The organism is Stenotrophomonas maltophilia group sp. Smal13, from assembly GCF_030236855.1.
In the GTDB taxonomy this organism is placed as follows: domain Bacteria; phylum Pseudomonadota; class Gammaproteobacteria; order Xanthomonadales; family Xanthomonadaceae; genus Stenotrophomonas; species Stenotrophomonas maltophilia_A.
This window is the reverse complement of the sequence record NZ_JASJSQ010000026.1, coordinates 15,699-34,894: the sequence shown is the minus strand read 5'-3', so window position 1 is coordinate 34,894 and position 19,196 is coordinate 15,699. Positions and strand designations below refer to the sequence as shown.

At 66.0% G+C, this 19,196-nt stretch carries 18 protein-coding genes; 13 read left to right on the top strand and 5 right to left on the bottom strand.

From position 1 onward, the window contains the following. Nucleotides 1-113: 113 nt before the first annotated feature. Both QRO95_RS11085 and QRO95_RS11080 read left to right on the top strand, forming a co-directional pair. Entirely contained in the window at nucleotides 114-641 is a 528-nt protein-coding gene (locus tag QRO95_RS11085; protein ID WP_285302548.1) for a hypothetical protein, read from the top strand. Nucleotides 642-762: 121 nt separating this feature from the next. Beyond that, on the top strand, nucleotides 763-1,878 hold the full coding sequence (locus tag QRO95_RS11080; RefSeq protein WP_285302547.1) for a GAD-like domain-containing protein: 1,116 nt from the start codon (nucleotides 763-765) through the stop codon (nucleotides 1,876-1,878). A gap of 202 nt (nucleotides 1,879-2,080) precedes the next feature. Here QRO95_RS11080 and QRO95_RS11075 read toward each other — a convergent pair whose 3' ends face one another. Further along, nucleotides 2,081-4,840: an EAL domain-containing protein gene (locus tag QRO95_RS11075; protein ID WP_285302546.1), complete on the bottom strand. Its 2,760-nt coding sequence runs from the start codon at nucleotides 4,838-4,840 to the stop codon at nucleotides 2,081-2,083. Nucleotides 4,841-4,971: 131 nt separating this feature from the next. Between QRO95_RS11075 and QRO95_RS11070 the strand changes: the two genes are divergently transcribed. Next, the gene (locus tag QRO95_RS11070) at nucleotides 4,972-7,074 is read left to right on the top strand and encodes a PAS domain S-box protein (protein WP_285302545.1); all 2,103 of its coding nucleotides are present in this window, start codon (nucleotides 4,972-4,974) and stop codon (nucleotides 7,072-7,074) included. Between the two features lie 4 nt (nucleotides 7,075-7,078). Continuing rightward, nucleotides 7,079-8,851 (top strand): EAL domain-containing protein, encoded by a 1,773-nt coding sequence (locus tag QRO95_RS11065; protein WP_032127372.1) that lies wholly within the window; start codon nucleotides 7,079-7,081, stop codon nucleotides 8,849-8,851. Between the two features lie 93 nt (nucleotides 8,852-8,944). Here QRO95_RS11065 and QRO95_RS11060 read toward each other — a convergent pair whose 3' ends face one another. The 4 genes from QRO95_RS11060 to flgA form a co-directional block, all read right to left on the bottom strand. After that, a complete protein-coding gene (locus QRO95_RS11060; RefSeq protein ID WP_019337422.1) occupies nucleotides 8,945-10,165 on the bottom strand; it encodes an ATP-binding protein in 1,221 nt (406 codons plus the stop codon). A 91-nt stretch (nucleotides 10,166-10,256) separates the two neighbouring features. Continuing rightward, nucleotides 10,257-10,595: a flagella protein gene (locus QRO95_RS11055; RefSeq protein ID WP_049399388.1), complete on the bottom strand. Its 339-nt coding sequence runs from the start codon at nucleotides 10,593-10,595 to the stop codon at nucleotides 10,257-10,259. After that, a complete protein-coding gene (gene flgM / locus QRO95_RS11050; RefSeq protein WP_049421929.1) occupies nucleotides 10,592-10,897 on the bottom strand; it encodes a flagellar biosynthesis anti-sigma factor FlgM in 306 nt (101 codons plus the stop codon). The genes QRO95_RS11055 and flgM overlap by 4 nt, the downstream gene beginning before the upstream one ends. A gap of 75 nt (nucleotides 10,898-10,972) precedes the next feature. Beyond that, entirely contained in the window at nucleotides 10,973-11,629 is a 657-nt protein-coding gene (gene flgA / locus QRO95_RS11045; RefSeq protein ID WP_049421927.1) for a flagellar basal body P-ring formation chaperone FlgA, read from the bottom strand. Between the two features lie 191 nt (nucleotides 11,630-11,820). Between flgA and QRO95_RS11040 the strand changes: the two genes are divergently transcribed. From QRO95_RS11040 to QRO95_RS11000, 9 genes are all read left to right on the top strand, one after another. Further along, nucleotides 11,821-12,765, top strand: a complete 945-nt coding sequence (locus tag QRO95_RS11040) for a chemotaxis protein (protein ID WP_049421926.1) — start codon at nucleotides 11,821-11,823, stop codon at nucleotides 12,763-12,765. Between the two features lie 137 nt (nucleotides 12,766-12,902). Beyond that, entirely contained in the window at nucleotides 12,903-13,298 is a 396-nt protein-coding gene (gene flgB / locus QRO95_RS11035) for a flagellar basal body rod protein FlgB (RefSeq protein WP_005409576.1), read from the top strand. Between the two features lie 3 nt (nucleotides 13,299-13,301). Then, nucleotides 13,302-13,709, top strand: a complete 408-nt coding sequence (gene flgC / locus QRO95_RS11030; protein ID WP_010485892.1) for a flagellar basal body rod protein FlgC — start codon at nucleotides 13,302-13,304, stop codon at nucleotides 13,707-13,709. Between the two features lie 23 nt (nucleotides 13,710-13,732). Continuing rightward, complete coding sequence (locus tag QRO95_RS11025; RefSeq protein WP_049421924.1) at nucleotides 13,733-14,416, top strand: flagellar hook capping FlgD N-terminal domain-containing protein; 684 nt, start codon at nucleotides 13,733-13,735, stop codon at nucleotides 14,414-14,416. Nucleotides 14,417-14,448: 32 nt separating this feature from the next. Then, the gene (gene flgE / locus QRO95_RS11020; RefSeq protein ID WP_107431886.1) at nucleotides 14,449-15,672 is read left to right on the top strand and encodes a flagellar hook protein FlgE; all 1,224 of its coding nucleotides are present in this window, start codon (nucleotides 14,449-14,451) and stop codon (nucleotides 15,670-15,672) included. A gap of 32 nt (nucleotides 15,673-15,704) precedes the next feature. Beyond that, the gene (locus QRO95_RS11015; RefSeq protein WP_285302544.1) at nucleotides 15,705-16,454 is read left to right on the top strand and encodes a flagellar basal body rod protein FlgF; all 750 of its coding nucleotides are present in this window, start codon (nucleotides 15,705-15,707) and stop codon (nucleotides 16,452-16,454) included. Nucleotides 16,455-16,556: 102 nt separating this feature from the next. Continuing rightward, nucleotides 16,557-17,342: a flagellar basal-body rod protein FlgG gene (flgG, locus tag QRO95_RS11010; RefSeq protein WP_005409571.1), complete on the top strand. Its 786-nt coding sequence runs from the start codon at nucleotides 16,557-16,559 to the stop codon at nucleotides 17,340-17,342. 22 nt (nucleotides 17,343-17,364) lie between these two features. Beyond that, nucleotides 17,365-18,057, top strand: a complete 693-nt coding sequence (gene flgH, locus QRO95_RS11005) for a flagellar basal body L-ring protein FlgH (protein WP_010485899.1) — start codon at nucleotides 17,365-17,367, stop codon at nucleotides 18,055-18,057. A gap of 2 nt (nucleotides 18,058-18,059) precedes the next feature. Beyond that, complete coding sequence (locus QRO95_RS11000) at nucleotides 18,060-19,196, top strand: flagellar basal body P-ring protein FlgI (protein WP_049421917.1); 1,137 nt, start codon at nucleotides 18,060-18,062, stop codon at nucleotides 19,194-19,196.

The window sequence follows — 19,196 nt, the reverse complement described above, 5'->3', positions numbered from 1 at the left end:
ACGACCCCGCCAGGACCGCGGCTCGTTCCGGGCAACATCCACGCATGGCGTGGATCTACTGGCGTGGCGTAATCGCTATGGCATGATGCCCCGGTCCCGTTCATGGAAGACCGATGGCCATCGCCCTGATCGCATTGCTGCTGATCGAAGTCCTGCTGCTTGTGCTGTGGGCGCCGTTCTTCTTCCGCACCGGCATCGTCCTGTTCAATCAACGCATTGCCGCTACGCCGGCAGAGCTGGCGCAGCTTTCGCTGGCCGGGTTGGAGCATGATCTGCCGGCCGATACCTGGCTTCGCCTGGTATTCCGCGCGCTGCCGGACGGCAGTATCGCCTTTCGCGAGAGCTTCGTGCCGAGCTTTGGCGGTCGCTACTTTCCGCTGATGCACGGGCGGGTGATGATCGACGCACGACGCAGGGAAGTGCGGGTGGTCGGGCTGGGCAGCTGGTTCGCGCTGGGCCTGACACTGATGTTGGTGCCCATCATCCTGGTCCGCCCGGCTGCGTCGCCGATGCTGGTGGCCCTGCTGCTGTTCTACATGGGCTATTTCATCCAGCGCCGACGCTATGCACATGTGGTGGAAGCAGTGCGCGCACGGCTTCGCTCCGAATTTCCGCAGCGAATGGTTGCCGCATCGCAGTAGATCCACGCCATGCGTGGATGTCGCCGATAAAGACGCGCAGATTCGGATTGTTTGCATGGACCTGGGCCGGACAGCCCCTCATCGTGCAGGTCCGATTTCAGTTCAGATCAGCCCACCGCCCATGGCCAGCGCCGCCCTCTGCCTTTCACTTGCCCTGCAACTCCCGGTTGCCCCAGACCCGCTTGCCCTGGATCCCGATTCCCTGATTGCGCTTCATCAAGCTCTACAGTCATTCGGCGATTTCCAGCAGCCGTACTCCGCGCCTATGGATGTGAACGATCCTGATGCAGGTGTGACCGACGCAACCGTCGAGGTCTCCGCCGGCTGCCTGCAGGGTGGCCCACAGGTCATCATCCTGGACGCTGATATCGATGAGGCGCCAGAGCGGTATCTGGTGCTGGACAAGGCTTGGCATGACCTTCCTGCGGGCACGTTGCTGCTTGTCTCCGGAGGCTCGGTGACCGTCATTCCAACCCACGAGGGCAGCCCGGAACTTGCACGGGCGGAGACACTACTCGCCTTCCTGGACTACCTGCCAATCAGCACGGATTGGAATGCGCTGGCCGTACCGAACACCGCGTTGCCTGTGACGGGGTTGGATTCTGACGAGTTTCTTCAGGGCTTCATTCCGAGCTCCAAGGTTGAAGCAGTTTCCGAAGCCACCCTGACAGCATGGGAAGACGTGCTACCCAACCTGCTGCTGGCACTGTGGCGACGTGATGGCCTCGCACGCTATCGCGACGACAGGCTCGCCTTGGTCGATCCCCACCTGTATGCGGAGATTGCTACCGCGTTCCTGCAAGGCAATCCCATGGAGGGTGCCGATACTTTCCATGTCTACGCGGTGACGGCTTTCGGCCAGATTCTGCTGTGTGGGGAGAACACCTCCGCGCAGATCAGCATCGATCCGCACAGCGGACACGTCTCAACAGAATCGGATCTACCAGACCCCGCCGATGCGGTGGAACGCAACTGGAAACTGGCATTCCTGCTGGAGGCCCTGGATGGGCCCTATCTTGACGTCACCGACGACGATGAGCAGCCCCTGCATGCCCATGCACGTGACCGACTTGGGCCATTGGCTCCGAATGAGATCTACAGTTTTTCGCCCGCGGTTTCCGAAGGCGGTTGGAACGCTGCGCACCTGGTGAAGGCGGATCGTCTCGCCGAGCTGGAAGCTCTTGCCGGGATAACACCCAGAATGCCGCCGACCCAACCGGATGGCGACAACCGGTAGCTCCACGCCATGCCTGGATGAGCGCGAGCGCAGGCATCAGTGCCGACCAACGGTCGGCACCCACCAGAGCCGGCGCCGTCAGAAGATCCACGCCATGCGTGGATGATCGCGAGCACCGGCATCCGTGTCGACCAAGGTCGACACCTACCAGAGCGGTGCGTCGGCGTGCGGCGATCCCGCCGGGCAAGGCCCGGCGCCAACCTCAGCGTGCCAGCACGACCTCGCTGGCAGCGTCTGTGCGCCCAGGCGCCGGGTGCTGCTGCCGCAGCCACTGCGCCAGGTCGCGCGGGCTGAGCGGGCGCGAATACAGGTAGCCCTGGATCTCGTCGCAGCCCTGGCGCCGCAGCATGTCTTCTTCCTGGTGCGTTTCCACGCCCTCGGCCACCACCTTCATGCCCAGCGCATGGCCCAGGTGCACGATGGCCTGGGTCACTTCGGCCGTGCCAGAATCATGCAGCATGCCCTGCACGAAACTGCGGTCGATCTTCAGGCGGCCCACCGGGAAGCGGTTGAGATAATTGAGGTTCGAGAAGCCGGTACCGAAGTCATCCACCGCCAGCGGCACGCCGTGCCGTTCCAGCACATCGAAGCAATGGCGCAGGATGTCGGTGTCACGGATCAGCGCCGACTCGGTCAGCTCCAGCTCCAACCGCTGCGGCGGCCAGCCGTGGGCATGGCAGATCTCGATCACGCGTTCGGCGAAGCCACGATCACGCAGCTGCACCGCCGATACATTGACCGCGATGCGGTCGAAACACAGCCCGGCCCGGTCCCAGGCGATGGCCTGGCGGCAGGCTTCGTTCAGCACCCAGTCGCCGATGCGCACGATCTCGCCGCACTTCTCGGCAATCGGTATGAACTCGGCCGGGCTGCAGTAGCCGATGCCGGGCCGGTGCCAGCGCAGCAGGGCCTCGATCGCTGGTGGCTCGCCCTGGTGCGCATGCAGCAGCGGCTGGTAGGCCAGGCTGAACTCTTCACGTTCGATCGCCCCGTGCAGGGCATGCTCCAACTCGAGCTTGCGCTGGATGCGGGCCAATGCGTCCTGGCTGTAGTACTGGTACGTGTTGCGCCCCGCTTCCTTGGCCGCGTACATCGCGGCGTCGGCGGCACGCAGCAGTGAATCGAAATCGGTCTGGGCATCGCCCAGCATCGCGATGCCGACGCTGGCACCGACCTTCAACGTGGTCTCGCCACGGCGCAGTGGCTCGGCCAGCGAGGCAATCAGCTTGCGGGCGACATGACCCGCATCTTCCGGCTCGGCCAGGTCGCGCAGCACCACGATGAACTCGTCACCACTGAAGCGGCCGAACAGGTCGTTGTTGCGCAGGTTCTGGTGCAGGCGGGTGGCAGCGGCCTTCAGCAGTGCATCACCGGTGGCGTGGCCGAAGCTGTCGTTGATGGTCTTGAAGCCGTCCAGGTCGATGAACAACATCGCCAGCGAGGTGCCGCGGTCGCGCGCTTCCTCGATGGCTTCGGCCGTCTGTTCGCCGAGCAGCACACGATTGGGCAGACCGGTGAGCAGATCGTAGTGCGCCAGCAGCTCGATGCGCTCGTTGGCCTCGCGCTCGCGGGTGATGTCACGGAACAGGACCACGAACCGAGGCGGCAGGCCGTCACGGCGATCCAGCTCGATCAGTACCTGCACCCACACGCGCAGGCCAGACTGGCGGTAGAAGCACAGGTCCAGCTGTTCGGGCAGTCCACCCGCAGCGATCCGGCCCAGCGCCGCCTCGAAGGCATTGCACGAATCCTCGGTGTACAGCGCCAGCGCCTGGTCGAGGGTGATCGGCTCCTTGCGCAGGCCGTGGATGCGGTAGCACTCCTCGGTCCACTGCATATGCCGGGTCTGCACTTCGATCTCGCAACCGCCGATGCGGCCCAGTGCGGAGACACGGTTCAGCAGCTCGGTGCGCCAGCGGATCAGTGCGTCGGTCTGGTGCTGTTCGGTAATGTTCTGCACCTGGCCGAGCAGGCGCTTGGGCTGGCCATCGGTGTCCAGCAGCGGCTGCATCCACAGCCGCAGATGCTGCGACGGTTCGTTGCCCCGGGTCAGTTCCAGTTCGATGTTGGCGGCCCGGCCATCGCGCCACAAGCGTCGCCATGCTGCGCGTAGCGCACCACGCGAGCGCGGATGCAGCTGCTTCAGCCAGCGCCGCTGGCCGGGTACGGCCCCCTGCTCCAACGCCAGCAGCGAACGCAGCTCCGGCGACCACCAGAAATGACCGCTGTTGGGGTCGAACGACCAACTGCCCATGCTGGCGATGCGCTGGGCCTCGCTCAGGTGCAGCTGCTGTTCCTGAAGCAGCCCTTCCAGCTGCTTCTGTTGTTCGATATCGGTATGCGTGCCGACCATGCGCAGCGGCTGGCCATCGGCGGTGCGCGCGACCACGCGCCCGCGGTCCAGTACCCAACGCCACTGGCCGTCGCCCTGGCGGAAACGGAACTGTGCGCTGTACTGTTCGCTCAAGCCACGCAGATGCTCATCCAGTGCAGCCCGCACCTGTGCGATGTCCTCGCTGTGCACGCGGGCCAGAATCTCGGTAGCGGTTTCATCGCCCAGTGCCGGGGTGCGCACCACACGGTCGCTGGGAATGTCCCAGTCCCAGAGGCTGTGGCCAGCACTGTCCAGCGCCAGCTCCCAGCGCCCACCGCCGCCGAGCGGCACCGGCTCGGGAATGCTCAGCGTGAAGGCCAGCAGGTTGCCGGCGCCATCATGCACCGCGCGCAGGTGGCCGTCGTAGTGGCCGTGCGGGCCACCCGGCAGCGTGCAGGCCACGATGCCGCCATCGGCGGCCATCAGGCGCAGATCTTCCAGCATCGGCGCATACGCAGCCACGGACGCCGGCAGGCCATGCTCGCGCGCAGCCGGATTGGCCGCCAGCGGGCGGCCCGTGCGGTCGACGATGACCAGCGCCGACGCAAGCGGGTGCTGCAGCAGGCTGGCGATGATCCCTTGGTCCACGCGATCTTGCTCCGGATGACACGCCCGTCAGCGGGGCACGCAGTGGTTAACGGCGCCTGCGGCGGATAATTGAGTGGTCTGGGCGCACCTGCGCGGTAAGATGGCCGGCGCCCCTTTCTTCCGCCCTGTCCATGCCCGCAGAACCGACCGGCAACGCCCCAGTTCCCGACCCGCGGATGGCGCAGGCGCTGAGCCGCGACCGGCGCCGGGTGGTGCTGAGCTACCTGGCGATGGCGCTGGCCTGGATGATCTCCACCGACAGTGCAGTGCAGGCACTGGTGCCCGACCCGCAGCAGGCGGCCTTGTGGCAGGGCCTGAAGGGCTCGTTCTTCGCCCTTGCCAGCGCCGGCCTGCTGTATCTGCTGCTGCGCCCGCTGGCCGAGCATGTGCTGCACACCCATGCACGCCAGCAGGCCTCCGAGCTGCGCCTGCGGCAGATGTTCGAAGGCAACCCCGGCCCGATCCTGGTCTACGACCTGGACACACTGGCGATCCTCGATGCCAATCCGGCGGCCTGTACGGCCTTCGGCTGGGACCGTGACGAACTGCTGGAGCAGACCATCGATTCGCTGTGGCCGCCAGGCCAGGACCAGGCACTGCAGACCAAGCTGGAGGCGATCCGCGAGGCACCGGAGGAACTGTGCATCCTGCGTACCCAACTGCAGCTGCGCGACGGCTCGCTGCGTCAGATGGAACTTCGCTCCAACGCCATCAGCTATGACGGCCACAACGCCCGCCTGCTGATTGCCATCGACCGCACCGCCGAAGACCTGGCCCAGCTGCGCCGTGACCAGGCGCTGGCGCGGGTCGAAGAAGCCCACGAGCTGGCACGCATCGGCGCCTGGGAGCTGGACCCCTCCACGGGACTTGGCCGCTATTCGAACCAGGTCTATCGCCTGCTCGGTCGCCGCCCGCCCGAGGCGCGGCGCTGGCATCGCTTCGACGAACTGCTGGTGCCGGCCGACCCGGCCACCGCCACCCAGACCGAACAGCTGCTGGCCGAGCTCTGCTCCGGCGATCCCGTGCAGGTGGACGTGCTGTTGCCGTTGCTGTCGATGGATGGGCGCGCCTTGATGGTGCATCTGCGTGCGGCCAGCGGCATCGACGAGGCCGGCCGCAACCGCGTGCTGGGCACCCTGCAGGACGTGACGGAGCGCGAGCAGTCGCGACGCCTGCTGCGCGAGCGCGAGGAACAGTTCCGCGAGCTGGTACGGGTACTGCCCGACGGCGTGGTCATCCTCTCCGACGAACACGTGCTGTACGCCAACGCCTGGGCCGCCAGCCTGTTCGGCTATGGCAGCCACACCCTGCTGGGCGAACCCCTGTCAGCACTGGTGGACAGCGCCGATCTGGCCCGCGTACGCAGCCAATTGCGTGCAGGCCAACCACACCTGGGGCCCGGTCACAGCAGCGTGGTGGCGATGCAGCGCGCGGATGGCCGCAGATTCCATGCCGGCCTGGCGGTGGGCGAAGTGCGTTATGGCGGACGCGACTGCAAGCTGCTGATCGTGCGCGACCTGAGCGATTCCGAGCGCACCCGCAGTGCACTGGAAACCAGCAACCGTGAACTGCAGGCGATGGCCGGCCGCCTGTTCTCGCTGCAGGAGGATGAGCGCCGCGCGATCTCGCGCGACCTGCACGACGATATCGGCCAGGCGATCACAGCGATCAAATTGTCCGCGTATGCCGCTCAGGACGAGGACGATCCGCAGCGCCGCGGCGAAGACCTGGCACAGATCGTCAGCCTGGCCGACACCACGGTGGCCAAGCTGCGCGACATCTCTACCCTGCTGCGCCCGCCACAGTTGGACGCGCTGGGCCTGGAAGCAGCCCTGAGCTGGCAGGCACGGGTGCTGTTCCGTTCGTCGCCAGTGGAACTGCTGGCCGAGATCGAGCCGCTGCCGCATCGTCCCGACAACAGCATCGAGCAGGCCTGCTTCCGCATCGCCCAGGAAAGCCTGACCAACGTGCTGCGCCACGCCCGCGCCAGTCAGGTACAGCTGCAGCTGCGCGATGTCGGCCAGCGCGGCCTGCACCTGCAGATCCGCGACGACGGCGAGGGTTTCGACCCGGACGGTCCGCGCGGGCTGGGCCTGATCGTGATGCGTGAGCGTGCGCAGAGCGTCGGTGGCCATGTGCGGATCGAATCCGCACACGGCGAAGGCACCCTGATCGACGTACACCTCCCCTACCAGGCGGCCAGCATGGCCGCCGTTGAGTCACCGGACTACTGAGCCTATGTGGAATCCCAACCAGCCCCCGGTCAGCATCGATGATGCGCCTGACCGCCTAGGCGCCGGCAACCCCGAGCTGCAGGCGATGGTCGCCGAGGCGGCCTCGGGCGGCACCGCACTGATGTTGATGCACGTGGACATCGACCACTTCGCCTCGGTCAACGAAAACATGAGCGCCGAGGTGGGTGACCAGGCCCTGGTGCTGGTGGCGCAGCGGTTGCAGTCCTACCTGCGTGGTCGCGGCAAGCTGTGGCGCCACGGCAGCGATGAATTCCTGATCGCAGTGCCACGCACCGCCGACGTGCCGCTGCCGGAGGACTTCGCCGAGGAGATCCGCCAGCAGATGGAGCTGCCGCTGTCGGTGCTGCCGTACACCTTGTTCATGACCGGCAAGCTGGGTGTCAGCCTGTGCCCGGACCATGCCAGCAGCACCTCGCGCCTGCTCGATCATGCCGAGGATGCGCTGTACCAGGCGGCCCGCGAAGGCGGCAACGCGGTGCGCATCCACGCCGTGGACACGCCACCGAGCGCGCACAGCGAAAGCATCATCGCCCGCCAGATCGTGGACGCCATTCCCAACGGCGAACTGAAACTGCGTTACCAGCCGCTGGTCAGCGCCCGCGATGGCCACGTGGTCGGCATGGAAGCGCTGCTGCGCTGGCAGTCGCCGACGCTTGGCATGCTGGTGCCGGAGCGCTTCATGCGCACGGCAGAACGGCTGGGCATCATCGTGCAGATCGGCACCTGGGTGCTGGAAGGCGCACTGAAGCAGGCCCGCCTGTGGCGCGACCAGGGCTTCGACGACTTCACCATTGCGGTGAATGTCTCCACCCTGCAGCTGCTGCGGCCCAACTTCTTCGCTGAAGTCATGGGCCTGATCCAGGCCGCGGGCGTGCCGGCACAGATGCTGACGCTGGAGATCAACGAAAGCGCGCTGACCAACAACGTCAACTTCGTGCACGAGACGCTGGCCAATCTGCGCAACGAAGGCATCAGCCTGAGCCTGGACAATTTCGGCACCGGTGATTCCAGCCTGAGTGCACTGGTCCGCTACCCGGTGGACAAGCTCAAGATCGACCGCAGCTTCATCAAGAGCGCGCCGGCCGGCAACCGTGAGGCGGCCATCGCCCGCGCGATCATCGCCATGGGCCACCAGCTGGGCATGACCGTGATCGCCAACGGTGTGGAATCGCAGGCCCAGCTGGGCTTCCTGCGCCGCAACGACTGCGATGTGTTCCAGGGCTATCTGTTCGGCGAACCGATGTCGGCCGATGCCGCCGGCATGACCCTGCGCCGCCGCTACCTGCGTCCGGAAGCCTTTGCCGAGACCCGTCCGGACCGCACGCTGCTGCTGCTGGACGACGAAGAAAACGTACTACGCTCGCTGGTGCGCCTGTTCCGTCGCGACGGCTACCGCATCCTGGCCGCCGGCAACGTGCGCGATGCGTTCGACCTGCTGGCAATCAATGACGTGCAGGTGATCCTGTCCGACCAGCGCATGAGCGACATGAGCGGCACCGAGTTCCTGGGCCGGGTGAAGATGCTGTACCCGGACACGATCCGCCTGGTGCTGTCCGGTTACACCGATCTGAACACCGTGACCGACGCGATCAACCGCGGCGCGATCTACCGCTTCCTGACCAAGCCGTGGAACGACGACGAGCTGCGCAAGCACATCCATCAGGCGTTCCGCACCTACGAGGAGCAGCGCCGCAGCAACGCCGGTCCGGCGCCGGTGGAAAGCGGAGATGGCGGCGAGGATCGCCCATTGCGGTAACGATCCCCTCTGGTAGCGCCGGCCGCTGGCCGGCTGCTCTCGATGCCGGGTTCAATGAGGTTGCCGGCCAGCGGCCGGCACTACCTGAAGCAGTCAGCGCGGCTGCTTCACCGGCAGCACCACGCGGAAACGCGAACCCACGCCTGGGGTGCTGTCCAGGTCGATGCGGCCGTGGTGCTTGTTGATGATGCTGTAGGAGATCGACAGGCCCAGGCCGGTACCGCTGCCGACCGGCTTGGTGGTGAAGAACGGATCGAAGATGCGCTGGCGCAGTTCCGGCGAGATGCCACCGCCGGTGTCTTCAAACTCGACCCACACATGATCGCCATCGACGCCGGTACGCACCGTGATCGTGCCGCGCTCGGCGATGGCGTGGCCGGCGTTGAGCAGCAGGTTCATGTAGACCTGGTTCAATTCCGACGGCAGGCACTCCACCAACGGCAACTGGCCGAACTCCCGCACCAGGGTGACCTTGTACTTCAGCTCGTTCCAGATGATGTTGATGGTCGATTCCAGGCCCGCGTGCAGGTCGACCAGCTTCCACGACTCGTCGCGGCCGGAATACGAGAAGTCCTTCAGATCACGCACGATGCGCGTCACCCGCTCGATGCCTTCGCGCGACTCGGCCATCAGCTGCGGCAGGTCGCGGCTGATGAAATCGATGTCCAGGCGGTCACGGATATCGTCAATCTCCGGGATCAGCGCCTTCGGGTCCGGCGCCCGCAATGCGCGCTCGTAGGCTTCGATCACGGTGAACAGGCTGCGCAGGTACTCCTGCAGGCTGCCCAGGTTGGAGTGCACGTAGCCGATCGGGTTGTTGATCTCGTGCGCGACGCCTGCGGCGAGCTGGCCGATCGAGGCCATCTTCTCCGACTGCAGCAGTTTTTCCTGGGTACCGTTGAGGCGCAGGTAGGCCTGCCGCAGCTCTGCATGACGCTGCTGCAATTCGCGTTCGTAGTCTTCCTGGCCTTCGATATGGCGGAACAACGCCAGGAAGTGCCCCTGGCCGACCGGGCCGTGGTGATACAGATGGGCGATGACCACGCCCTCGCCCAGCGGCAGGCTGCCGTTCCAGTGACCATGCTGGCGCGCCTGCTCCAATGCATCAGGCGGCAGCAGTTCACGCAGGCGCTGCGGCGGTGGCAGGCCGCCGCCCTCACCGCTGGCCAGCAGGTTCTGCGCGGCCGGGTTGGCCAGGGCCACCTGCCCGTCTTCGGTGAACAGCAGCAGCCCTTCGCGCAGGCGCTCAAGCAGCGCCTGCAGCACCGGCTGCGGCGGAAGGGGGGCGGTAACCAGGGCATTGGCAGCGGACACGGCGACTCGGGGCATTCGAACAGGCGCCCAATATACGCGGTCGTGCGGCGGGCTTCAGCCCGCGGGGGTGGGATGTGCGACCGCCGTCGCGTCAGGCGATGGCGAGTGGGCGCCGCGCAGTGACCGTATGCGACTGGCCCTTGGCATCATAGGAGGAGGAGGCCTCGGTACGCCCGAGCTGGCGCAGCGCCCAATCGACCTCGCGGCGCCGGCGCGACAGCAGCACGCCATTGGCTCGGTTGCGTTCGGCCAGTTCCTGGAGGTGATCCCCCTCACCAAGCGGCGGCGTGCCTTCCAGTGCACGCAGCGCCTCCAGCTTGGCACCGGTCGCCCGGATCAGCGCGTGTACGTCATGATCGACCAGCGCCTGACGTTCAACGTCAAGCGCCTGGGCCAGCCGCTGCAGTTGTTCGCTCATCGGCGCGGTCATCCGTGCAGCTGCTGATCCAGCTCAAGCATGCGCGATGCGATCGCGTCCGGATTGATCTTGTAGGTGCCGTTCTGCAGCGACTCGCGCACTGCGGCCACACGCTGGGCGTCGATTGCCGGGGCGGTGGTCAGCTCACGCTCGATGGCCTGCAGATTGGTGGCCTCGCCGGTCAGGCGCAGGCTGTCGGCCGCTTCGACCGGGCGCGTCGCCGCATCGGTGCTGACGCCGGGCTTGTTGGCCGGGGTCGTCACGCTGCGCAGTGCCTGGGGGACCTGCAGGTTGCCGTCGATTTTCTGGCTCATGGGGTGTCCTGGAGTTGCCGTTCACAAGGGATAACGGCCGCAGGGCCGTGATCTTTAGGGATATTTTGCGGTAAATCAACGCGCCACGATTACGTCACCGGCGGCATCGACCGTGCCCTGCACAATCCGCCGCGAGGACAGGTTCTCCACCGAGACCCGTTCGTTTTCACCGGCATCGCCCATCGCACGGCCTGCAATACGGACCTCGACCGAGCCGCGACGCGAAACCAGGGCCACGTTGTCTCCTCGCTTGATGAGACGCTGCACCACCAGATCGTTGTTCGACAGCAGGGCTCCGGCCTGCAACGGACGGCGGGCGATGCGGCCGATCGCTGCATTCGGATCGGCCAGCACCGCACCAGCAATCCGGGCGGCGTCACGCTGGGCAGTGGTGATATCGGCGGCGGTGAGGGTTTCTCCAGTACCGATTCCGCGGTTGAGCACCAGCACGGTCTGGTTGCGCCGCACCTTTACTGGCACGAACAGGCGCCACCCGCCGGCATCCGGGCAGCTGACTTCAACCGTGGTGTTGGCGGTGGGCTGCACCTGCAGCGCGCCACCACACCTGGGCAAGCGCAGCGCATCGGCCACCTGGGCCTCGCCCTCGCTGCCGGCCGGCAGCGTCGACAACGCGGCGGTGCGGATACTGGCCACTGGCTGCCAGTCGGCGGCAACCGCCCACGGCGAGGCCAGCGCCAGCGCGATGGCGAACAGAGATGTGACCCGGCGCATGGCGCCTCCTGTCGAAGGGATCTGGCCCAGGTGCGTGCAAGGGGTGTGCCAGAGGGGCTTGTGTAGATTCGAGCTTGCTCGACTGCTTCGTGACCAGTCGAGCAAGCTCGACTCTACAGAGGCAGGGTCGAGCATGGCGCGACTCTACAAAAGCGCTCAAGTTCGGGGCCCACCCCGCCGATACAGCAGCCATGTCCCATGACCTGCTCAACCGGATCGACCAGCGGACCCGACTGGCCGGCCACAATCGCCTGGCGCTGCTGCTGTTCCGCCTCGGCGGACGTCAGCTTTTTGGCGTCAATGTCTTCAAGGTGCAGGAAGTCCTGCGCCGCCCGGAGCTGTTCCAGGTGCCCGGACTGCCCAGCCAGTTCGCCGGCGTGGCCGACGTCCGTGGCCGCTCGGTGCCGGTGCTGGACCTGGGCCTGGCCATCGGCCACCCCGAGCGTGAGCCCGATGCGGACACCTCGCCCGGCTACCTGGTCGTCACCGAATTCAACCGTTCGATCCAGGGTTTCCTGGTCAGCGGCGTGGAGCGCATCGTCAACATCGCGGTGGAAGACATCCACCCGCCACCGGAACTGGGCGCCGAATCGAGCTATCTGACGGCGGTGACCCGCTTCCAGGGCGAGTTGATCCAGGTGATCGACGTTGAAAGCGTGCTGGCCGATATCGCCCAGGTACGCGGTGAAGCAGTACTCGACCCGGCGATGGCAATGCCCGCCGACGGCCCGCAGCTGCAGGTACTGGTGGTGGACGACTCTCGTGTAGCCCGCCAGCAGATCCGCAGCGTGCTGGACCAGCTCGGGGTGGGCGCCACCCTGCTTTCCGACGGCAAGCAGGCGCTGGACCACCTGCTGCAGATCCAGGCCTCGGGCGAGAACCCCGCCGAGCGCTACGCCATGGTCATCTCGGACATCGAAATGCCGGCCATGGACGGCTATACGCTGACGACGGAAATCCGGCGCCATCCGGGCCTGTCCGGCCTTTACGTCCTGCTGCATACCTCGCTGTCGGGCGTATTCAACAATGCGATGGTCGAGCGCGTCGGCGCCAACGCCTTCGTCGCCAAGTACTCGCCGCACGAACTGGCCGACTTCGTGCTGGACCGCCTGCGCAAGGTCGCGATGGCGGCCTGAGGCCTCTGATCCGGTAGTGCCGGCCGCTGGCCGGCAACCGCGGACAATCCGGGAAGCCGGCCAGCGGCCGGCACTACCCTCTCGAATTTGGCACACCCCTTGCAGCTTCCCGGGCAACGTTCCTGTGGGAGTGCACCGTGCGCAACCTGATTACCGACTACCTGGGCGTCCACGCCCAGGCCATGCCGTTGCGCGAACAGCGGATGAAGCTGATCGCCAGCAACCTCGGCAATGCCGACACTCCCGGCTACAAGGCCCAGGATCTGGACTTCGATGCCGCCCTGCGCCACGCCCAGGGGCAGGATGCCAATGGCCTGATGGCCACCACCCACGAGCAGCACTACGAGATCAGTAGTGGCCTGAACCCGTTCCAGATCGCGCGCGAAGGCGTGCAACCCAGCCTGGACGGCAACACCGTCGATCCCGATGCCGAGCGTGCCGCCTATGGCCGCGCCGCACTCGAATACCGCGCCTCGCTCAGCTTCGTCGAGAGCAAGGTGCGTTCCATGCTGACTGCGATCACGGGGCAATAAGCCATGAGCAACCTGCCGATCTTCGATATCGCCGGCTCCGCGCTGCAGGCGCAGTCGGTGCGCATGAGCACCATCGCCTCCAACCTCTCCAACGCCGACACCGTCGCCGGTTCCGCCGATGCCGTGTACAAGCCGCTGGAACCGATCTTCCAGGCCGTGACCAGCAAGAACGATCCGAACATCACGTCGGTGAAGGTCAAGGAGATCACCCAGAGCGAAGCCGCGCCGATCAAGCGCTATGAACCGGGCCACCCGCTGGCCGACGGTGATGGCTACATCTACCAGCCCGATGTCGATCCGGTGGCGCAGATGGTCAACCTGATCTCGACTTCGCGCAATTACCAGGCTGGCGTGGAGATGCTGACCACCGCCAAGGAACTGGCCCTGGCGACCTTGACCATGGGCCGCTGAGGCCCGCAGCACCGGATACCACCATGACCACCGCCGTCAACAACCAGACCAACCAGGACGTCTACGCCGCGCTCGGCCTGAACGCCCCGAACAGCAACGCCACCAAGAAGAAGAACACGCTGGACCAGGCCGATTTCCTGCGCCTGATGACCGAGCAGCTGCAGCACCAGGATCCGCTGAAGCCGATGGACAACACGCAGATGGTCGCGCAGATGGCGCAGATGTCCACCGTGCAGGGCATCACCGATCTGAACAAGACGGTGAAGGGTTTCCAGGAATCGATGGCCAGCGACCAGGTGCTGCGCGGTGCCGCTCTGGTTGGCCACCAGGTACTGGTGCCGTCGGAAAAGCTGGTACTGGAAAAGGAAGGCAGCGTCGAAGGCACGGTGGCTGCGCCCTCGGCCGGCATCGTGACCGTGGACATCACCGATGCCAACGGCACCAAGGTCACCTCGCTGAGCGTAGAAGCCAAGGCCGCTGGCGAAACCGCGTTTCAGTGGGACGGCAAGGACGCCAACGGCAAGCGCATGGAACCGGGCAAGTACTCCATCGTCGCCAACCACGTCGACACCGCCGGCAAGAGCACCAAGCTGTCCACCTTCGTGCAGGCCCCGGTGGAGAGCGTGACCGTCGGCTCCGACGGCCTGTACCTGAATCTCAAGGGCCTGGGCACGGCCCCGATCGACTACGTGCTCCGCGTCAGCTGAGCCGCACATTCCGCATCTACCAGGAGCATCCCATGGGCTTCAACGTCTCCCTGTCCGGCATCAATGCCGCCAATACCGACCTGAGCGTCACCGCCAACAACGTCGCCAACGTCAATACCGCCGGCTTCAAGCAATCACGCGCCGAGTTCGCTGACCTGTTCGCCTCCACCAGCTACGGCCTGTCGAAGAACCAGACCGGCTCGGGCGTGCGCGTTTCCAACGTGGCCCAACAATTCATCCAGGGCCACAACGAGCAGACCGGCCGCAGCCTGGACATGGCGATCTCCGGTGAGGGCTTCTTCACCATGAACATGAACGGCTCGCGCGTGTACTCGCGTGCCGGCAACTTCCAGACCGATTCCGCCGGCTATGTGATCAACCCGCAGGGCGCGCGCCTGCAGGTGTTCGCGCCGAACGCCGATGGCACCAACTTCGATGCCGGCCGCCTGGTGGACCTGCAGCTGCTGACTACCGACAGCGCGCCGAAGCAGACCAGCGAAGTGAAGGTCGGTTTCACCCTGCCCGCCAACGCCAAGCAACCGACGGTCACCAATTTCGATCCGACCGACTCGAACAGCTACAACCACTCCAGCGGCGGCATCACCGTGTACGACTCGCTGGGCGTGAGCCACATCCAGGTCTCGTACTTCGTGAAGGGCGCCAACCCCAACGAGTGGACCGTGCGCAACTACGTGGATGGCCAGCCGGCCGGCGCACCGACCCCGGTGACGTTCGACAACAGCGGCAAGCTGACCAATCCTGCCAACGGCAAGGTCAGCCTCGGTACTTTCACCCCGACCACCGGCGCGGGCCAGCTGAACATGACGCTGGATATCAGCGGCTCGACCCAGTACGGCGAGAAGTTCGCGCTGCGCAACACCCAGCAGGACGGCTATGCCGCTGGCAAGCTCAACGAGATCACCGTGTCGGAAACCGGCGTGGTCTATGCCCGCTACTCCAACGGCGACGACAAGCCCCTCGGCCAGGTCGCACTGACCACGTTCAACAACACGCAGGGTCTGGAGCAGAAGGGCAACAACCTGTGGGTGGAGACGTTCGAGTCGGGCACCCCGCGCACCGGCATGCCGGACACCTCCAACCTCGGCAAGATCCAGGCCGGCTCGCTGGAAGCGTCCACCGTCGACCTCACCGAGCAGCTGGTCAACATGATCACCGCGCAGCGCAACTTCCAGGCCAACGCGCAGATGATCACCACGCAGGACCAGATCACCCAGACCGTCATCAACATCCGTTGATGACCTGCTGACCCCGTCACGGAACTCCCCGCATGGATAAAGCCCTTTACGTGGCGATGACCGGTGCCCGCGCCTCCCTGCAGGCGCAGGGTACGCTCAGCCACAACCTCGCCAACTCCGACACCCCCGGCTTCAAGGAAGCGCTGGCCAACACCGAAGCCTTCCCGATCCGTGGCCCGGGCTTTGCCTCGCGGGTGGATGCGCTGCATGTCGACGCCGGATTCAACCGCACGCCCGGTTCGCAGCACATCACCGGCAAGCCGCTGGACCTGTCCCTGCAGACCGGCACCTGGCTGGCCGTGCAGTCCAGTGACGGCAGCGAGGCGTACACGCGCGGCGCGGCGTTGTCGGTGACGCCGAACGGCCAGCTGGTGACCTCCAGCGGCCGCCCGGTACTGGATGACAACAACAACCCGATCGCCATTCCGCCCTTCCAGGCGATGGAGATCGGCGCCGACGGCACGCTCTCGATCATCCCGCAGGGCGAAGGTCCGCAGACCATGGCGCAGATCGGTCGCATCAAAGTGGTACAGGCACCGGATGAACGCCTGGAGCGTGGCCTGGATGGCCTGTTCCGCAACACCGACCCGCTACAGCCGTTCGCACCGGCACAGGGCACGGCCGTGCACAGCGGCCAGCTGGAAGGCAGCAACGTGGATGCCGCTGGCGCGCTGGTGCAGATGATCCAGCTGCAGCGCCAGTACGAAATGCAGGTGCAGGTGATCAAGCACGGCGACGAAAACGCGCGCAGCGCCAACAGCATGCTGCGCCTGGGCAGCTGACGGAATTCCGGCGCCGGTTGATGCCGGCGCTGGCACACCGCTTGCACACCCGATACCAAGGGCCGCACCACGCGGCCGGCTTCAGCAGACAGGACATCGAAGATGAACCAGGCATTGTGGATCGCGAAAACCGGACTGGATGCGCAGCAGATGCGCATGTCGGTGGTTTCCAACAACCTCGCCAACACCAACACCACCGGCTTCAAGCAGGACCGTGCCAGTTTTGAAGACCTGCTGTACCAGCAGGTGCGCCAGCCCGGCGGCTCCTCGTCGGCGCAGACGCAGCTGCCCACCGGCCTGCAGCTGGGTACCGGCGTGCGCGTGGTAGCCACCGCCAAGAACTTTGAACAGGGTGGCCAGCAGCAGACCGGCCGCGCCCTGGACGTGATGGTCAATGGCCGCGGCTTCTTCGAAGTTCAGATGCCTGATGGCAGCTCGGCCTACACCCGTGATGGCTCGTTCAAGATCAACCAGGACAGCGAGCTGGTCACCAACAGCGGCTACCCGGTGCAGCCGGGCATCCAGATTCCCGAAGGCGCGCAGTCGGTGACCATCGGCACCGATGGCACCATCAGCGTGAAGATGGCCGACGGCGCCGCCTCGGTGGAAGTCGGCGCACTGACCCTGACCGACTTCGTCAATCCCGCTGGCCTGCAGGCACGTGGCGAGAACCTGTTCCTGGAGACCACTGCGTCCGGCCCGGCACAGAACGGCAACCCCGGCCTCAACGGCCTCGGCACTGTGGTGCAGGGCGCGCTGGAAGGCAGCAACGTCAACGTGGTGGAAGAGCTGGTGTCGATGATCGAAACCCAGCGCGCCTACGAGATGAACGCCAAGGCGATCTCCACCACCGACTCGATGCTCGGTTATCTCAACAACAAGCTCTGACCGGCCAAACCGGGAAACTGCCATGTCGCCCATTTCCAACTTCGCCCGCACTGCTCTCGCCTGCGCCGTGGCCGCCCTGCTCGGTGGCTGCGTGATCGCGGGCGACGTGCGCCCCTACCCGACGATGGCACCGATCCAGCCGATCATGCCGCCGCAGGCACAGCCGACCGCCGGTGCGATCTACGCTGCCGGCCCGACCCTGCAGCTGTATTCGGACCGGCGCGCGCGCGATGTTGGCGACCTGTTGACCATCACCCTGCTGGAAAACACCACCGCGCAGACCAGCGCCAACACGGCCACCAACAAGGAATCGAACCTGAGCCTGGGAACGCCGTCCATTCTCGGCGCTCCGGTCACCCTCGGCGGCAAGGACATCCTGAGTGCCACAGCCAAGGGCGCGCGTGACTTCACCGGCAAGGGCAACAGCGCGCAGAGCAACCGCCTGCAGGGCAGCGTCACCGTCACCGTGGTCCAACGCCTGCCCAACGGCAACCTGGTGGTGCAGGGGCAGAAGAACCTGCGGCTCAACCAGGGCGATGAACTGGTGCAGGTGCAGGGCATCGTGCGCCCGGGCGACATCAGCCAGGACAACACCATTCCGTCCAGCCGCGTGGCCGAGGCCCGCATCGTCTACGGCGGCCGCGGTCCCGTCGCGCAGTCCAACGCGATGGGCTGGCTGAGCCGCTTCTTCAACTCCGGCCTGACGCCGTTCTGAGTATGGCCATGAAACTCTTCTCCTCTTCTTCCTGGCAGCGACGCATGGCGTCGTTCGTCGCGCTGATGCTGCTGGTCGTGGCTGCCCCGGCCAGCGCCGAGCGCATCAAGGACCTGGCCCAGGTCGGCGGCGTGCGCGGCAATGCGCTGGTGGGTTATGGCCTGGTGGTCGGCCTGGATGGCAGCGGCGACCGCACCAGCCAGGCACCCTTCACCGTGCAGAGCCTGAAGAACCTGCTCGGCGAACTGGGCGTCAACGTGCCGCCGAACGTCAACCCGCAGCTGAAGAACGTGGCCGCCGTGGCGATCCACGCCGAACTGCCGCCGTTCGCCAAGCCGGGCCAGCCGATCGACATCACCGTGTCCTCGATCGGCAACGCGGTCTCGCTGCGGGGCGGTTCGCTGCTGATGGCGCCGCTGCGCGGTGCTGACGGCCAGATCTATGCCATCGCCCAGGGCAACCTGATCGTCGGCGGCTTTGGTGCGCAGGGCAAAGACGGTTCCCGTGTCTCGGTGAACGTGCCCAGCGTCGGCCGCATTCCCAACGGTGCCACCGTTGAACGCGCCCTGCCCGACCCGCTGGCCAACGGCGGCGACATCACCCTGAACCTGCACAACAACGACTTCACCACGGTCTCGCGCATGGTTGCCGCGCTCAACAACGCCTTCGGCGAAGGTGCGGCGCGTGCGGTCGATGGCGTGACCGTGGCGGTCACCGCGCCGACCGACCCAGGCGCGCGCATCGGCCTGCTGGCACGCATCGAGAACCTGGAACTCACCCCCGGCAGCGCCCCGGCCAAGGTGGTGGTCAATTCGCGTACCGGCACCGTGGTCATCGGCCAGCAGGTGCGCGTGGGACCGGCGGCGATCTCGCATGGTTCGCTGACCGTGACGATCCAGGAAAACACCAACGTCAGCCAGCCCAATGCGCTGTCCGGCGGCCGCACCGTGGCCAGCCCGCAGTCGACCATCACCGCCACCAACGACGGTAGCCGCATGTTCAAGTTCAGCGGCGGCACCACCCTGGACGAGATCGTGCACGCGGTGAACGCCGTGGGCGCGGCACCGGGCGATCTCATCGCGATCCTGGAAGCCCTGAAGCAGGCCGGCGCACTGAGTGCCGAGCTCGAGGTGATCTGA

What these genes read in the sequence shown, in the direction of transcription:
- QRO95_RS11085 (WP_285302548.1), top strand. Translation starts at nt 114, where the DNA reads ATGGCCATCGCCCTGATCGCATTGCTGCTGATCGAAGTCCTGCTGCTT.
- QRO95_RS11080 (WP_285302547.1), top strand. Translation starts at nt 763, where the DNA reads ATGGCCAGCGCCGCCCTCTGCCTTTCACTTGCCCTGCAACTCCCGGTT.
- QRO95_RS11070 (WP_285302545.1), top strand. Translation starts at nt 4,972, where the DNA reads ATGCCCGCAGAACCGACCGGCAACGCCCCAGTTCCCGACCCGCGGATG.
- QRO95_RS11065 (WP_032127372.1), top strand. Translation starts at nt 7,079, where the DNA reads ATGTGGAATCCCAACCAGCCCCCGGTCAGCATCGATGATGCGCCTGAC.
- QRO95_RS11055 (WP_049399388.1), bottom strand. Translation starts at nt 10,595, where the DNA reads ATGACCGCGCCGATGAGCGAACAACTGCAGCGGCTGGCCCAGGCGCTT.
- flgM (WP_049421929.1), bottom strand. Translation starts at nt 10,897, where the DNA reads ATGAGCCAGAAAATCGACGGCAACCTGCAGGTCCCCCAGGCACTGCGC.
- flgA (WP_049421927.1), bottom strand. Translation starts at nt 11,629, where the DNA reads ATGCGCCGGGTCACATCTCTGTTCGCCATCGCGCTGGCGCTGGCCTCG.
- QRO95_RS11040 (WP_049421926.1), top strand. Translation starts at nt 11,821, where the DNA reads ATGTCCCATGACCTGCTCAACCGGATCGACCAGCGGACCCGACTGGCC.
- flgC (WP_010485892.1), top strand. Translation starts at nt 13,302, where the DNA reads ATGAGCAACCTGCCGATCTTCGATATCGCCGGCTCCGCGCTGCAGGCG.
- QRO95_RS11025 (WP_049421924.1), top strand. Translation starts at nt 13,733, where the DNA reads ATGACCACCGCCGTCAACAACCAGACCAACCAGGACGTCTACGCCGCG.
- flgE (WP_107431886.1), top strand. Translation starts at nt 14,449, where the DNA reads ATGGGCTTCAACGTCTCCCTGTCCGGCATCAATGCCGCCAATACCGAC.
- QRO95_RS11015 (WP_285302544.1), top strand. Translation starts at nt 15,705, where the DNA reads ATGGATAAAGCCCTTTACGTGGCGATGACCGGTGCCCGCGCCTCCCTG.
- flgG (WP_005409571.1), top strand. Translation starts at nt 16,557, where the DNA reads ATGAACCAGGCATTGTGGATCGCGAAAACCGGACTGGATGCGCAGCAG.
- flgH (WP_010485899.1), top strand. Translation starts at nt 17,365, where the DNA reads ATGTCGCCCATTTCCAACTTCGCCCGCACTGCTCTCGCCTGCGCCGTG.
- QRO95_RS11000 (WP_049421917.1), top strand. Translation starts at nt 18,060, where the DNA reads ATGGCCATGAAACTCTTCTCCTCTTCTTCCTGGCAGCGACGCATGGCG.